Here is a 15172-nt window from a genome sequence, read left to right on the forward strand (position 1 = left end):
TGGGGCGTCGCCACATGTGGTGACCTTCGGGTTCCGCTTAGGGTCGGCACATGACCTCGCCCACCCCCCTGCCCGGCCCCGGACCCAGCGTCCAGCCCCTCGCCCTCGACCTCGGCGGCCGAACCGCCCTGGTCACCGGTGCCGCCAGTGGCATCGGCCGCGCCTGCGCGCTGCGGCTCGCCGCCGCCGGGGCCGAGGTCCGTGCCGTGGACCGGGACGCCGCCGGCCTGGCCGAGCTGGCCGCACAGGCGGAACGGGCCGCCGGGCAGCGGGCCGGCGGCCTCGCCGGGACCGTCGTACCGCGGGTCGTGGACCTCACCGACCTGGACGCCGCCGAACGCGCCGCCGCCGGAACCGATGTGCTGGTCAACAACGCCGGGCTGCAACTCGTGCGCCCCATCGAGGACTTCCCGCCCGAGGTGTTCCACACGGTGCTGACCGTGATGCTGGAGGCACCGTTCCGCCTGATCCGCGGCGCCCTCCCGCACATGTACGCGCAGGGCTGGGGCCGGATCGTCAACGTGTCCTCCGTCCACGGTCTGCGCGCCTCGGCCTTCAAGTCCGCCTATGTGGCCGCCAAACATGGTCTCGAAGGCCTGTCGAAGACGGCCGCGCTGGAAGGCGCCGCCCACGGAGTGACCTCCAACTGTGTGAACCCGGCCTATGTGCGTACCCCACTGGTCGAGAAGCAGATCGCCGACCAGGCCCAGGCGCACGCCATCCCCGAGGAGCGCGTGCTGTCCGAGATCCTGCTGAAGGACAGCGCGGTACAGCGGCTCATCGAACCCGAGGAGGTCGCCGAGGCGGTGGCCTACCTGTGCAGCCCCCAGGCGTCCTTCGTCACCGGTACCTCCCTCGTCCTGGACGGCGGGTGGACAGCCCACTGACCAGCCCGGCGGCACCGGCTCCGGCAGTTGTCCACAGGGCTGCCGGGCCGGGCGGCCGATACGGAATCCTGTGACCATGTCCCGCGATCACCTCCAGTCGGCACCCAGCGGCAGCGCCGAGGCCCCGTACCTCGACCTGCTGGCCCGCGACGCCTCCGCGGAGGCCTACGAGCAGCCCGTACTGCTCGCCCGAGCCGAGGGCGAGCCGGCCTGCCGCATCGCCGCGCTCGAAGAGGCCAGACTGCTCGCCCTGCGCGTGCGCGCGGAACTGGAGGGGCGCCGGCGCCGCGAGGCCGAGCTGTCCGCGCTGTTCGAGACCGCTCACGACCTCGCCGGCCTCCGCGACCTGGACGCCGTCCTCCAGGCGATCGTGCAGCGCGCCCGCTCCCTGCTCGGCACGGACGTCGCCTACCTCAGCCTCAACGACCCGGCACGCGGCGACACCTACATGCGGGTCACGGAAGGCTCCGTCTCCGCCCGCTTCCAGCAGCTGCGCCTCGGCATGGGGGAGGGACTCGGCGGACTCGTCGCCCAGACCGCGCGACCGTACGTCACCGACGACTACTTCCAGGACGGCCGGTTCCAGCACACCCTCGCCATCGACGGCGGCGTGCGCGACGAGGGCCTGGTCGCCATCCTCGGCGTACCCCTGATGCTCGGCCCGCACGTGATCGGCGTCCTGTTCGCGGCGGACCGGCGGGCCCGCGTCTTCGAACGCGAGCAGATCGCCCTGCTCGGCTCCTTCGCCGCGCTCGCGGCAGCGGCCATCGACACCGCCAACCTGCTCACCGAGACCCGCTCGGCCCTGGCCGGACTGGAACGCGCCAACGAGATCATCCAGGACCGCAGTGCCGTCATCGAACGCGCCTCCGACGTGCACGACCGGCTCGCCGAACTCGTCCTGCGCGGCGGCGGGGTCCACGACGTGGCCGCGGCCGTCTCCCAGGTCCTCGACGGCACCGTGGAGTTCACCGAGGCACGGACGGCACCGGCCGCGGCCCTGGAGGCATCACGCGCCGAGGGCCACGCCGTACGGCACGGCAGCGACTGGATCGCCGCGGTGGCCGCCGGCGGCGAACTCCTCGGCGCGCTGATCCTGCGCGGCCACCCCGGCCTGGACCCGGTCGACCAACGCACCCTGGAACGGGCGGCGATGGTCACCTCGCTGCTCCTGCTCGCCCGCCGCTCCGCCGCCGAGGCCGAACAGAGGGTGCGCGGTGAGCTGCTCGACGATCTGCTGGACGCGCGCGACCGGGACCCGCGTCTGCTGCGCGAACGCGCCAGCCGCCTCCACGCCGACCTCGACGCCACCCACGTCGTCCTCGCCGCCCGCCTCGACGGCCCGGCGGCCGACGCCGACGAGGAGGCCGGGGCCCGCCGCCGGCTGTGGTCCGCCGCGTCCCACCTCGCCGCCACCCGGCACGGACTGGCGGCCGCCCGCGACGGCGGCACCGTCCTGCTGCTGCCGCTCGGCACCGGCGACACCGCCGCCGAGGTGGCCCGCCGTGCCGCCCGCGAGCTGGGCACGGCCGTCCACCAGCCCGTCACCGTCGGCGCCTCCGCACCCGTCACCGCCCTCACCGCGCACCCCGAGACCGTGACCGCCGCCTACGCCGAGGGCCGCCGCTGCCTGGACGCGCTGCGCCTGCTGGGCCGGGCCGGGGACGGCGCGGCGGCCGAGGACTTCGGGTTCCTCGGCCTCCTGCTCGCGGGGGAGCGGGACATCGCCGGGTTCGTCGACCGCACGATCGGCCCGGTGGTCTCGTACGACGGACGGCGCGGCACGGAACTGCTGCGGACCCTGGAGGCGTACTTCGCCGGCGGGATGAGTCCCGCCCGCACCAAGGACGCGCTGCACGTCCACGTGAACACGGTGGCGCAGCGGCTGGAGCGCGTAGGCCGGCTGCTCGGCGCGGACTGGCAGACCCCCGCCCGCACCCTGGAGATCCAACTGGCCCTGAGACTGCATCGCTTGGCCGCGCCGGGACGGCTGTGACCGGCCACCTCGCGGAAGCCGGCCGGAGCCGTCCCGGAACGCCCGCCCCCTCAGACGGTGGGTGCCTGCGCGGTCGAAGCGGCCTTGGCGGCCTCCCCGCCCCCACCCTCGCGCTCCCCCTCGGCCTCGGTCAGGTCCCGGCGCCGTGTCTCCCGGGAGAGGGCCACCGCCACCAGGGTCAGCAGGGCGGCGGCGATCACGTACAGGGCGACGGGAGTGGAGCTGTCGTAGTCGGAGAGCAGCGCGGTCGCGATGAGGGGGGCCGGCGCACCGGCGGCGACCGAGGCGAACTGGGCGCCGATGGACGCGCCCGAGTAGCGCATCCGGGTGGCGAACATCTCGGCGAAGAACGCGGCCTGGGGTGCGTACATGGCGCCGTGCAGCACCAGTCCGACGGTCACGGCCAGCACCAGGTACCCGAACGAGCCGGTGTCCACGAGCGCGAAGAACGGGAACGCCCACAGGCCGACACCGGCCGCACCGAACAGGTAGACGGGCCGCCGTCCGACCCGGTCCGACAGCGCGCCCCAGGCCGGGATGACGGCGAAGTGCACGGCGGAGCCCACGAGTACGGCGTTGAGCGCGGTCTGCTTCGAGACACCGGCCGAGGTGGTGGCATACACGAGGATGAACGCGGTGATGACGTAGTAGCTGATGTTCTCCGCCATCCGCGCGCCCATGGCCACGAGCACGTCCCGCCAGTGGTGCCGCAGCACGGAGACGAGCGGCAGCTGCTCCGTCTCGCCGTCCTTCCGGGCCTCGGCCCGTTCCAACGCCTGCTTGAAGACGGGGGATTCATCGACGGACAGCCGAATCCACAGACCGACGACGACGAGCACGCCGGAGAGCAGGAACGGGATGCGCCAGCCCCAGGCGCCGAACGCGTCGTCGGAGAGCACGGCGGTCAGCAGGGAGAGCACACCGGTGGCCAGCAGCTGCCCGGCCGGCGCACCGGTCTGCGGCCACGACGCCCAGAAACCGCGCCGTCGCGCGTCCCCGTGCTCCGACACCAGCAGCACGGCCCCGCCCCACTCACCACCGAGCGCGAACCCCTGCACCAGCCGCAGCGTGGTGAGCAGGACGGGTGCGGCGCTGCCGACGGTCGCGTGGGTCGGTAGCAGCCCGATGGCGAACGTCGCCCCGCCCATCAGCACCAGACTGAGCACCAGCAGCTTCTTCCGCCCCAGCCGGTCACCGTAGTGCCCGAACACGAGCGCCCCCAGCGGACGCGCCGCGAATCCCACGGCATACGTCAGGAACGACAACAGCGTCCCCACCAGCGGATCGGAGTCCGGGAAGAACACCTTGTTGAACACCAGCGCGGCGGCGGACCCGTAGAGAAAGAAGTCGTACCACTCGATGGTGGTGCCGATGAGGCTCGCGGCGACGATTCTGGGGAGGCTGGCGGGGGGTGGGGGAGCGGTGGTTCCGGAGGCCATGTGCGCCACTTCCTCGTGTGCGGTGGGGACGGGTACGTGTCGGCACACGGTAGGAAGACGCAGGTCAGGGGCACATGTGGTGGGGCAACATAGTTCGAGTGTTGGCTATGCGTGCCGCCACCATGCCGGCTCACGGAAGGGACGGGCATACGCGTCCGTGGCTCGGTTCGCGGGTCGGCAGCCACCATGGGCGTACAGCGAGCGGCCCGGATCCGCGGACCTCCGGCCGGACGAGGCCAGCCGGGCTCGTATCCTCGTTCCGTGGTCGGCATGCAGGCGCGGAAAGCTGAGCGCGGGCCGGGGCGCCCGCGGGACGAGCGGGTGGCGAGTGCTGCCCTGACGGCGGTCATCGAGCTGGTGACGGAGCTGGGCATCGGTGGAGTCACCATGGACGCCGTGGCGGCGCGTGCCGGAGTGAGCAAGCCGGCCATCTATCGGCGCTGGCCCACGAAGCAGGCAATGATCATCGCGGCTGCGGAGAGGCACATCGGCGAGCTGTCCGTTCCGGACCTGGGCGACTTCAGGGCGGAGCTGCGCGAGGTGCTCACCGCGCGGCTGGCGGCCTACCGGCAGCCCGGTACGGACCGGCTCATGGCCGAGATGATGGGGGCGGCCGCGGACGACGCCGGAGCGCGCGAGGCGTACGCCGAGTTCGTCGGGCGGATGATGGGGGAGACCCGCAGCATTCTCGAGCGCGGGATCGGTCGTGGAGAGGTCAGGCCCGACATCGACGTCCGGTCCGCGGCAACCCTCGTCGCGGCGCCGTTGATCTATCGCCTGCTGGCGGAACGCGAGCTGCCCGACGCCCGTCTCGCGGACGACCTCGTCGACATGGTGACCCGCGCGGTCTGTCACTCCGCCTGAGCCGCGCGGCATCCCGCCGAACCGCTCGAAAATCTTGCGATCAGCTCTTGCCGCCTCGCACCCCAATATCGATACTTCCGGTAACGATTTTCGCCGCGACCGAGGAGGCCCACATGTCTGCCCCTCTCACACCCCGCCCTGCTGTCGACAAGCCGCTGATGCACTACGGCCCCCGTGTGCTGGAGCGCACCGCGCCCGGCGCTCCGGCGTTCACCTACGGACACCTGCGGATCTCGCCGCTCACCCCGCATATCGGCGCGGAGATCAGCGGCGTCGACCTGTCGCAGCCGATGGGCGAGGAGCTCGCCGAGGAGCTCAAGCAGGCCCTGCTCGAATGGAAGGTGATCTTCTTCCGCGACCAGCACGCCTTCAACCCGGACGCGCAGCATGCCCTCGCCGGGATCTGGGGCGAGCCGGAGCCTAACCCCTTCTTCCCGAAGGGCGAGACCGTCGGCGTCTCGCGCCTGGCCAAGGACGCCATGGCTGTCGGCAGTGAGAACATCTGGCACAGCGACCACTCCTTCATGGCCGCCCCCGCCCTGGGCTCGGTACTGCGCGCGCTGGAGATCCCGGCCGCCGGTGGTGACACGATGTGGGCGGACATGGGCGCCGCGTACGACAACCTCTCCGAGGAGATGAAGGAGCGGATCGAGGGGCTCACCGCGGTGCACGACTGGGTGCCCAGCTGGGGTGCGCTGATGACGCCGGAGCAGATCGAGGCGCTGCGTGGCACGCTGCCGCCGGTCGAGCACCCTGTGGCCGCCCGGCACCCGCGCACGGGCCGCAAGCTGCTCTACGTCAACGAGCCGTTCACCGTGCGGATCGTGGGTCTGCCCGATCGCGAGAGCCGCGAACTGCTCGACGAGCTCGTGCTGCAGGCCCGTGTTCCCGAGTACCAGGTCCGCTTCCGCTGGCAAGCCGACTCGGTCGCGATATGGGACAACATCGCCACCCAGCACTACGCGATCAACGACTACCACCCGGCGCGGCGCGTGATGGAGCGCATTGCGATCGCCGGCGTCCCGCTCGCCTGAGCTCCGCGCCCAGCCCCTGCGAACCCCCGCGGAGCCCCCGTGACCAACGCTGACGTCGCCCCTGTCATGCCCGCCGAGCCCTCGGTGACCGGCCGCGAGTCCGTACGCCGCGCGTGGACCGTCACCGCGCTGCTCGTGGTCTTCATGATGGTCAACTTCGCCGACAAGGCCGTCCTCGGACTCGCCGCCGACCCGATCCGTCACGACCTCGGCCTGTCCGCCACCGAGTTCGGGCTGGCGAACAGCGCCTTCTTCGTGCTGTTTTCCCTCTGCGGCGGCGCGGTGGGACTGCTGGCCGACCGGGTCCGGCCGCGGTCGCTGTTGCTGGTCATGGCCCTGCTGTGGTCGGTGGCGCAGCTGCCGATGGCACTGGGCGCCGGTACGGCCGCGCTGGTGGCCTCACGGATCGTACTGGGGGCGGCGGAAGGCCCGGCTTTCCCCGTCGCCCAGCACAGCGCTCTGTCGTGGTTTCCCAACGAGCGTCGGAACCTCCCCGGAGCCCTGATCACCGTCGGCACCGCGCTGGGGGTCGTGACGGCAGCCCCCGGACTCACCTGGGTCATCCATCACCATGGCTGGCGCTCGGCCTTCGGCGTGGTGGCGGCGGCGGGCGCACTGTGGGCGGCGGGGTGGCTCGGCGTCGGCCGCGAGGGCCGGCACGCGGGCACCACCCCGAGCCCGGCCGGGTCCACCGCTACCGGCGAGGCGCGGGCCGACGTCCCCTACCGCCGTATCCTCGGTACCCGTACCTGGATCGGCGCCACGGTCGCCTACTTCAGTACCTACTGGTGTGTCGCCCTGCTGCTCGTGTGGCTTCCCTCGTACCTGCACGACGCACTGGGCTACACCACGACCACCGCGGCGAGCCTGATCGCCATGCTCTGGACGGCCGCCGCAGTGGCCATACTCGGGCAGGCGGGGCTGACCGGCCGGCTGCTGCGGCGCGGCGTCACCAGCCGGTGGGCCCGGGCACGCGTCGGCGGCATCACGCTGCTCATCTCGGCCGTGGCCTGTCTCGCCCTGCCCGGGGCTCCGCGCGGACCACTCACCGTGCTCCTGCTCCTGCTCGGGTTCGGGATGTGCGGGGTAATGACCAGCATCGCGGTCACCACAGTCGCCGAACTCGCCCCGGTGCGCCGCCGCGGCGGTGCCCTGGGCCTGATGAACGCGGTGGTCACCACCGCGGGACTGATCGCGCCCACCCTCACCGGACACCTCGTCGACACGCAGGGCGCCGCCGGCTACCGGCACGCCGTGCTCCTGGCAGGCGTCCTGCTCCTCGCCGGCGGCATCGCCGCCGTCACCCTCATCGACCCCGTTCGCGACGCGCGCCACCTGGCCGCGTGACGCCTTCGCGCCGACCCACCCCCCTCCCGCCAAGGAGTGACGTGAACAGCACGACCCTCGACACCCGGCCCTGGACCGTGCCCTGCGCGAACTGCGCCTGCACGCCGAGTCCTGGACCGCCACCCCGCTCGCCGAGCGCATCGCCCTGCTCGAACGGCTCATGCCGCGGATCCTCGACGGGGCCGCCGACCTGGCCGCGGCCGGCGCCCGGGCGAAGGGATACGCGCCCGACTCCCCCTGCGCCGCAGAGGACTGGGCCGGCGGCCCCTGGGCCCTCGCCCGGAACACCAGCGCCCTCCTGCATGTGCTGCGCCGCATCGCCGCAGGCAAGGACCCCGTCGACGCCGCCGCCGCCGTACGCAGCCACGACGGGCGCACCGTGGTCGACGTCTTCCCTGTCACCGGCTGGGACCGCCTGCTGCTCAGTGGCTTCCGTGCCGAGGTGAAAATGCGCGACGGCATCACGCCCGGGCAGGTCGTGGCCGAGGCCGCGGGGGAATACCGGGGCTCCGCTTCGCCAACGACCGTCTTCCCGGCACCCTCGGCGGCACCCTGATCGTCCACCCACGTACCGAGAAGGCCGCAGCGGCCGCCGTGCAGGAGGCCGTCGCCGCACTCCGCTACGGCACCCTGGGTGTCAACTGCTGGTCCGGCACCGGGTTCTTGCTCGGCTACACCCCTTGGGGCGCCCACCCCGGGCACACGCGTCAGGCCATCGGCAGCGGAACGGGATTCGTCCACAACGCTTTCATGCTCAACGGCGTCGAGAAGACGGTGCTGCGCGCGCCCTTCGCCCCGGCCCCCCGCGGTCTGTTCAGCGGCTCCCCCTCGCTCTCGCCGCGTCCGCCGTACTTCGTCACAAGCCGTACGGGCCGAACCACCCTCGAACGACTCACCCGCTTCACCGCCGCACCCGGTGCCGCCCAGTTGCCCGCTCTCTTCGCCTCCGCGCTCCGCGGCTGACCAGAAACCCGCCGGTGACCTGTCGGCCTACGGATGCCGGCCCCTGGCCTCCGCGGCCGATCTGCGTCACGTACCGCGTGGATCCGTGCGTCGTACTGGCAACCCGCCGGCCAGAACGCTGTAGTCGGCGCCTTCGCAGGGTGCTCCATCCTTCTGCTCGGACCAGCATCGCGCGGGAGGGCCCGAGCGGGGACTCCTACCTGAAAGAAATGCGGCGAGGAACTCAAGCATGGGCAGGCCGTCATCGAGCTTGCGCGACGACGTGTCAGCGTTCTGTGGGTCCTGCTGCGTGACAGCCACGTCCTCACTGAAAGCCCGCCGGTCACGCAGGCGTGCTCCTGACGGGTTTCCTGGCCCGGATTCGTGGGGCCCTGTTTCCAGGCCATTGTGTGCCGGCCACGGACAGTGCCCATGCCGTGTCAGGGAACGCGCTCGTTGCAACGCGATGGGCCGTCCAGCTCGAAGCCGGTCCGGGACTCGGTGCGCTCGGCGTCAGCTTGCCGCGTCGAGCAGTTGCTGGAATGCCTTGTTGACGCGTAGTGCCTTCTGGATGTCTGTGATCGTGGCTTCGGGTGCGCCGCGGAAGTAGGAGCACGCTGTGGCCTGGTGGGCGATGACGAAATCCTTGATGCCGGGGTCATTGATGCCCGGGTAGTCCTCGGTGTGCTGCAGGACGCCGTCGAACAGGTCGGGGACTATCGCACCGAAGTCGTCGATGTACTGGTCCCAGTCACCGTCGAAGTTGCTGGCGAACAGAAGGCGGGTGTCGTTGTCGAAGAGGACCCAGCGTGCGTCGTGGAGCGTGCCGATGCGGCCGGCTGCGTCCCGTCGCCTCTCGTAGTCGGGGCCCTCTTCGAACAGGTCGCGGATCTGCTGTGCGTGGCCGGGCTTGACGTTGAAGAAGAGGGTGAACTCGTTGGTTTTGCCCTGTCGCAGACCTGGGCGGCTGGGTGTCTGTGTGTTCGTCGCCATGTCAGGACATCCCTTCTCGGAACGCCGCGGGTGGGTGGGGCAAGTCGGGATCGAATCCGGTCTGGCCCTGCACACGCGGCTCAGGTATCACGTTCGGCAATCCACTTCAGAGCACGGATGCCGGGCAGGAAGAGGTACTCGCCTCCCTTGGTCACGGCGAAGCGGGGCAGCTGCTGGAGCCGGCGGCGCACGGGCCGCTTGGGGATCGTGAAGGTGCCCGTGCCGTCATTGCTCCCCACGATCGGGTCCTTCTCGTCGCCGAGGCCGACGAAGTCGCCGTCATTGGCCCACTGGGACTTGAGGAACTCGAACTGCCGGACGAGTTCGGTTCCCATGAAGATGAACACGATGCCGCGCTCGGCGCCGTCGTCCTCCAGTTCCCCCTCGGGGAGCATGGGGCCGTACGGGGTGCCGCGGCGCAGGGCTCGGTGCAGTTTCACGTCCACCAGGGTGTCGGCCAGGGCGTCGCGGGGGTTCATCCGCCGGATGTGGGAGCCAAGCGGACAACGCTGGCCTGCGGGATCCTGCTCGTGGTAGGTGAAGTCGTTGATGCGGTGAGGATCGGTGGCAAGATCGGGGTCGTCGTGCTCGGGCGCGAGCACCAGGGGTGCGCCGCTGGGCCAGCGGCCGACCATCTTGGCCGCGAGCAGCTCTTCTTCTTCGGGTGAGGCGGCGTTGTCCTTCAAATAGCGGCGGTACTCGGCGACCCGCAGGTGCAGTTTGCGGAAGGCTACGTAGGTGCCGTTGCGGCCCAGGACGTCGGGCTGGGGCATGGGCGTGAGCCGGCCCAGCTCGTTGGTATAGCCGAGTACGAACTCGCTGGCCTTGATGGTGGGGCCGAAGCCGGGCAGGTAGCCGTAGTCACCGCCGCTCATCCGCTGCGCGATGCTGGCCACGCCGGAGCCCTCGATGTCGGGCTCGCCGATGCCGTCCACGAAGCCCAGGTGGGTGCGTTTGGTGGGCAGAGCCGAGGCGTCCAGCCGGTAGACGACCGACACCCCGGGCAGGTCCCTGAGTGTCTCGCGGGCCGTGGCCAGCAGGGACTCCATCGCGGCGGCGTCCGGGGCGAACACGGAGACCGCGACATGGACGTCCGCGCTGCCCAGTGGGGCATCCCAGTGACCGGGACTGCTGTCGCCGGTGTCCCCGAGCCGTTCGGCACGCGCCGCCATGCCCTCGCGAAAGGCGTCGGGGAAGCTGTCCAGCGATTCCTGCGGCACGCCGAGAGCCCGCAGCCCGGAGTAACTCAGCGCGACGCTGAGCCACGCCCGGTTGGGGGGATCCCACCACTGGGTCGCCGAGGCGACGTGAGGGACCAGGCGGGCGAGCATCTGCCGGCCGTCGCCGGGGTCGTCGATGCGCAGTAGAAAGTAAGCGCCGGTGAAGGGCATGGGGCGCTGCCTGAGCAGAGTGCCCTGGATGTCGTCCAGCTCCAGCACCTGCTCCTCGGCCTGGCCCGCGCTGTCTGCCATCGTGTTCCGTCTCCGTGTCGTGGTGGCACCGTGCCGGGGAGATGTGTGCAGAGGGTCAGTGGTGAGGGACCGCGGTGGTCAGCAGCGGCACCTCGTCCGCGCTGCGCGGCTCGCGCCGTTCTTGCTGGTTGAGGCGATGGCGCAGGATCGCAGGATCGAGGCGTGGCGGTAGACCTCCTTGCGGGCCCGCATCAGGCTGCCCGGCGGTCGGTGCGCCTCCGTCACCCGCCAGGGCGTGAAGGACAGCGCATCCATGCGCCGGAGGTCGTCCTCCCCGGAGATGTCCTGCTGGGGAAGACGGAGCTTGGCGACCGTGACGTACGGGGACAACTGCTCCGGCCACTCGACCGTGAGGTCCTCCACCGGCATCCGCTCCAGGTCGGCACACAGCTGCACCTGGATGTCGAACGTGTAGGGCCTCTCACGCAACTCGGACACCAGGGCCGGCCGGAAGACCTCTTCCGCCGAGGTCACGTCCATGCGGCGCTCGACCACCGTCGCCGCGCGGCCGGGGTCGGGGGCGATACGCACCTTGGCGATGTAGTCACCGTGCCGCACAGCCCCCATCGTCGTGTAGGCCGACAGCAGCACGTTGACCAGAGGGCGCTGCGCGACGGTGAGGAAGGTCAGGAACTCCTCCCACGCCCAGTCGTCCTCGCTGAGAGTTCCCTTTCCGGTCACATACTCGCGGTAGAAGCGGTGCCGGCCGCGCTTGCCGTCGGCGAAGTACTCACCGGCCCTGAGGAACAGGTCCAGGATGAACAGGTAGTGCTGCACGGTGTTGCAGAAGAAGACCGGCGCGTTGATGAGGTTGTAGTCGAACGCCTGGCTGTCGGGCTCGTCCTCCAGCAGCATCGGACCCCCGATGTCGAAATTCTTCAACGCCAGCCCCGTCGCGCGTCCCAGACGCGCGTCGGCCCCGACGTGGGGGGAGCCGTTGGAGAACCGCACGAACGCATCGTGCTTGCCCGGGGCGGCGTAGATGCCCTGGGCGTACTCTTCGGGCAGCCCGTCGAGGATCTCCATCTCCCCCCTGACCAGCCCATAGCCCTTGGCGTGAGCGTCGCGGACCGCCTGCCCGGTACCTCCGGTCGTCACCGATCCGGTGATGTACTCCTCCGTCTTGGCGATCACTTTCTGCACGTTCTCGTCGAAGCCGGGCTCGTCGATCTCCACATCCGGCGCGTAAGGGATGAAGCACACAGGCATGACGCGACCGTCTCCTCTTTTGCCTGAAGCATCTTGTGGGCGCACAGCCCTTCCATTGGGGTCCCGGGAGAGCACGGCAACGTACTTTCCCGAGCGCCTCAGTAGAGTGCCGGCGCCCGTGTCCCAGGTAATCGAGCCACCCGCCGAACAGTGGGCGTCCTACCGGTGCGACTGACTGACCCGACGCGCCCTGCGGGCGCCATCAGCATCCAGCTGATGAGCGCCCTCACACAACTCATCGTAGGCACGCCGGGAAGGCGAGCGCGCGTCGGAAACGGCCGTTGGCGTCCACTCACGAACCATCCGATGGCACCCGCAGCCGTCCCGCGGCCCCTCAAAGCGCCGGCCGCTCACCCGTTCGTCTCGGCCAACGCGCCTCGAGGCAGACGCCACCTGACCATGTACGTGAAGACCAAGCCGGATTGCGCGGGCGAGTCAGCCGGTCTCCTGGTCCTCTGTCCTTGCAGATCGATCTTTACGACCACGTGCGGAGGCCGCCTTGGGACACGCTGTCGGTGATGTACTGGGACTGGCAGCCGCTGTCGCGGTCAGCCCGCTTCCCATCGTGGCCATGATCCTCATCCTGGCCACGCCGAGCGGACGCCTCAACGGATCACTGTTCGCTCTCGGCTGGCTCCTCGGACTCGCGGCACTGGGCACGATCATGTTGGTGATCGGCGGCCCCGCCGGAGCCTCCGCACACAAGCAGCCGGCGACCTGGGTAGGCGGCCTCAAGCTCGCCCTGGGCGTGCTACTGGTTCTCTTCGGCGCCCGGCAATGGCGCCGGCGCCCCACCGACCCGTCCCAGGCCCAGCTGCCGAAATGGATGGCCGCGATCGATCGCTTCACCGCCATCAAGATCCTGGCACTGGGCCTGGCCCTGTCGGCCGCCAACCTCAAGAACGCACCACTCACCATTGCCGCAGGCGCCTCGATCAGCTCGGCTGGTATCGCCGTTCCGCAGCAGATCGCGACGCTCGCCATTTTTGTGATCATCGCGTCTCTCGGAGTCCTCGCGCCGCTGGCCGTCTACCTGATCATGGGAGAACGGGCGAAGCACGTACTCGGCTCCTGGCGGGACTGGGCAGCCCAGCACAACGTCGCCGTGATGGCCGTCCTGTTCTTCGTTCTCGGTCTGAAACTACTCGGGGACGGCATCAGTATTCTCACCACCTGAGTGCGCCCGTGTTGGATCGATGGCACGAGCAGGCGGCGTGACATGCGTGGCGGCAGGGCGCGCCGCTCGGGCAGTGGCCAGTCACCAGGCGATGGGGGCGGCAGAGCGGGCACCTGGAGATGGGGCTTGACTTCGTCATTGAGTGATCCGATCCCCGGACGGCGCCCCCCCCAAGCGTTCTTTTGCCTGGTCGGTCCCCGCCGGACGGCTGCTGCACACGACGCGGGAGGGGGACCGGGGCATGGACGTGGTCCACGAGCGATGCGCCGGAATCGACATCGGCAAGGCGGACGTGAAGGTCTGCGCCCGCGTCCCCGCATCGACGAGCAACCGCTCAGGCGTCGGTGATACGGCGAGGCCCCTGGGTGACCTGCTGCAATTCGACGTGGCGAGTGGCCGACGGCCTCGGTCTTCATCCCGTGCGCGGTTGCGGTCCATCACCTTGCCCACTTCGGGCGGACGCCCCCCAACGTCGCCGTATCGAACACGAGGCGTACGTCTTGCCGGGCCGAGTCACCATGTCCTGCTCGCCGCGCGTGCACGCTCGGCCGGCGCGCGCTGCATCAGTGGCCCGTGCCGGTGTCGCCGTCGTCGTGTCGGGAATTCCGCTGTCTCCCGCCGCCTGGAGCGGAGTCGTCGCCCTTGTCTTCTTCCAATAGTTCGAGGAGTGCGGCATCCGCCCTTTTTTGGTCTTCCTTAGTCAGCTCCACCGGTGCGTTGTTGTAGACGGTGTAGCTGTCCGGATCGATGATGTTGGCGGCCCGCAGGGTGAACGTCAGCAGGCGGCGCCACCCTTTGCGGTGGCCGACCCTCGCCTGCAGCTGGACCTGGTAGTCGCGAGCGTCTGGCATGAACCCGGAAAACGGTGCCTCGAACTCGAAGAATAGTTCTTGCGCTTCTCTCCCGGGTACGACGAAGCCGGCCCGTAGTTTCGCGTCCTCGTTCGGCTCCGGCTGGAGGTGGGACGGTGAGGACACCCACAGCAGCGGCAGGTGAGATGCCGGCTCCTCGGGGAAGGTCAGGATGAGGTCCTGCACGACGATCGGCTTGGGGCCCGTGTTGTGAAGGACGAGCGGGAGCCGCACGCGGGCCGTGGACGAGTGGATGATCGCCGCGAAGGCGTGCGGTTCCCACGTCTTCAGCCGCCCTTGTCTGGCGTTGAGCCACCAGAACGACGCCACGGTGAAGAGCAACGCGCAAACCGACACCACGCCGGCGCCTGAGAGCGATGAGGACGCGGCCTGGTCGGTCGTGGTCATCAGCGGAACCACAGAATCAGTCTGCCAGCCCCGGCGCGGGCTCGCTCAGAGGACTCAGGGGGCTATTCCACCGCCTACTGGTCGTCGGCGGCCGTCTTCGTCATTGGTCTGGTCGTCACGCTTCTCCTCTGCCGCCGTGGTGTCCCCGACAGAACGAGAGGTGTTCGCCCACAGCAGCGGGGACCTGCCCGCCCTGCGCGACAAGATCGCCGCGTGCGCCGAACGGCAGGCTCCGCACCGAGCTGCCGGAATAGAACCGCACCGCTGTCGTCCGGCCCGGACGGTGTTCTGGGCCGGGCACCGTCCGGCAGGGACGGCGGACGCGTTGCATTCGGTAGGCCGTTACCCGCAGCGGACATGCCACCCGCGTAATGCGTCGGTCTGCCTCTGGACAACCGGGGCGAACTGTGGAACAGACGCAAAGCCCGCAGCACTCCTGTGACACGGCCCGACGGAAACGATCTGGAAGGGAGTCCCTTCTTCATGCTCACTGTCCGGATGCGGCACGAGAACGTGACGATTGCACAGCTTCCGGAGACGGTCGACTAGGACA

General features: G+C 70.2%; 13 protein-coding genes and 1 pseudogene. 9 read left to right on the top strand and 5 right to left on the bottom strand.

The features are described from left to right. Positions 1 to 50: 50 nt before the first annotated feature. Together AB0F03_RS03485 and AB0F03_RS03490 are read left to right on the top strand one after the other, a co-directional pair. A complete protein-coding gene (locus AB0F03_RS03485; RefSeq protein WP_361986092.1) occupies positions 51 to 887 on the top strand; it encodes a 3-hydroxybutyrate dehydrogenase in 837 nt (278 codons plus the stop codon). A gap of 76 nt (positions 888 to 963) precedes the next feature. After that, on the top strand, positions 964 to 2883 hold the full coding sequence (locus AB0F03_RS03490; protein ID WP_361986094.1) for a GAF domain-containing protein: 1920 nt from the start codon (positions 964 to 966) through the stop codon (positions 2881 to 2883). A 50-nt stretch (positions 2884 to 2933) separates the two neighbouring features. Here AB0F03_RS03490 and AB0F03_RS03495 read toward each other — a convergent pair whose 3' ends face one another. Next, entirely contained in the window at positions 2934 to 4322 is a 1389-nt protein-coding gene (locus tag AB0F03_RS03495; protein ID WP_361986096.1) for an MFS transporter, read from the bottom strand. A gap of 270 nt (positions 4323 to 4592) precedes the next feature. Between AB0F03_RS03495 and AB0F03_RS03500 the strand changes: the two genes are divergently transcribed. The 6 genes and pseudogenes from AB0F03_RS03500 to AB0F03_RS03525 form a co-directional block, all read left to right on the top strand. Further along, positions 4593 to 5186: a TetR/AcrR family transcriptional regulator gene (locus tag AB0F03_RS03500; protein ID WP_361986698.1), complete on the top strand. Its 594-nt coding sequence runs from the start codon at positions 4593 to 4595 to the stop codon at positions 5184 to 5186. 113 nt (positions 5187 to 5299) lie between these two features. Further along, on the top strand, positions 5300 to 6220 hold the full coding sequence (locus AB0F03_RS03505; RefSeq protein WP_361986098.1) for a TauD/TfdA family dioxygenase: 921 nt from the start codon (positions 5300 to 5302) through the stop codon (positions 6218 to 6220). Positions 6221 to 6259: 39 nt separating this feature from the next. After that, positions 6260 to 7567 (top strand): MFS transporter, encoded by a 1308-nt coding sequence (locus tag AB0F03_RS03510; RefSeq protein WP_361986100.1) that lies wholly within the window; start codon positions 6260 to 6262, stop codon positions 7565 to 7567. Positions 7568 to 7727: 160 nt separating this feature from the next. Continuing rightward, positions 7728 to 8123, top strand: coding sequence for a hypothetical protein (locus tag AB0F03_RS03515; RefSeq protein ID WP_361986102.1), 396 nt, complete (start codon positions 7728 to 7730; stop codon positions 8121 to 8123). Positions 8124 to 8161: 38 nt separating this feature from the next. Beyond that, the gene (locus AB0F03_RS03520; protein WP_361986104.1) at positions 8162 to 8530 is read left to right on the top strand and encodes a hypothetical protein; all 369 of its coding nucleotides are present in this window, start codon (positions 8162 to 8164) and stop codon (positions 8528 to 8530) included. 10 nt (positions 8531 to 8540) lie between these two features. Continuing rightward, positions 8541 to 8872 (top strand): annotated as a pseudogene (locus AB0F03_RS03525) (IS110 family transposase); the annotation flags it as partial. Between the two features lie 150 nt (positions 8873 to 9022). On the opposite strand, the gene AB0F03_RS03530 reads toward AB0F03_RS03525, so the two are convergent. The 3 genes from AB0F03_RS03530 to AB0F03_RS03540 all read right to left on the bottom strand — a co-directional run bounded on the left by AB0F03_RS03530 (position 9023) and on the right by AB0F03_RS03540 (position 12183). Next, positions 9023 to 9502: a hypothetical protein gene (locus tag AB0F03_RS03530; RefSeq protein ID WP_361986106.1), complete on the bottom strand. Its 480-nt coding sequence runs from the start codon at positions 9500 to 9502 to the stop codon at positions 9023 to 9025. Positions 9503 to 9582: 80 nt separating this feature from the next. Continuing rightward, a complete protein-coding gene (locus AB0F03_RS03535; RefSeq protein ID WP_361986107.1) occupies positions 9583 to 10974 on the bottom strand; it encodes a Dyp-type peroxidase in 1392 nt (463 codons plus the stop codon). 78 nt (positions 10975 to 11052) lie between these two features. Further along, complete coding sequence (locus AB0F03_RS03540; protein WP_361986109.1) at positions 11053 to 12183, bottom strand: catalase family protein; 1131 nt, start codon at positions 12181 to 12183, stop codon at positions 11053 to 11055. 499 nt (positions 12184 to 12682) lie between these two features. Between AB0F03_RS03540 and AB0F03_RS03545 the strand changes: the two genes are divergently transcribed. Further along, on the top strand, positions 12683 to 13360 hold the full coding sequence (locus AB0F03_RS03545) for a GAP family protein (RefSeq protein WP_361986111.1): 678 nt from the start codon (positions 12683 to 12685) through the stop codon (positions 13358 to 13360). 563 nt (positions 13361 to 13923) lie between these two features. Here the strand turns inward: AB0F03_RS03545 and AB0F03_RS03550 are convergent. Continuing rightward, positions 13924 to 14619, bottom strand: a complete 696-nt coding sequence (locus tag AB0F03_RS03550; protein WP_361986113.1) for a hypothetical protein — start codon at positions 14617 to 14619, stop codon at positions 13924 to 13926. Positions 14620 to 15172 lie beyond the last annotated feature (553 nt).

Origin of the sequence: Streptomyces sp. NPDC028722 (assembly GCF_040637655.1) — a bacterium.
Classification (GTDB): Bacteria; Actinomycetota; Actinomycetes; order Streptomycetales; family Streptomycetaceae; genus Streptomyces.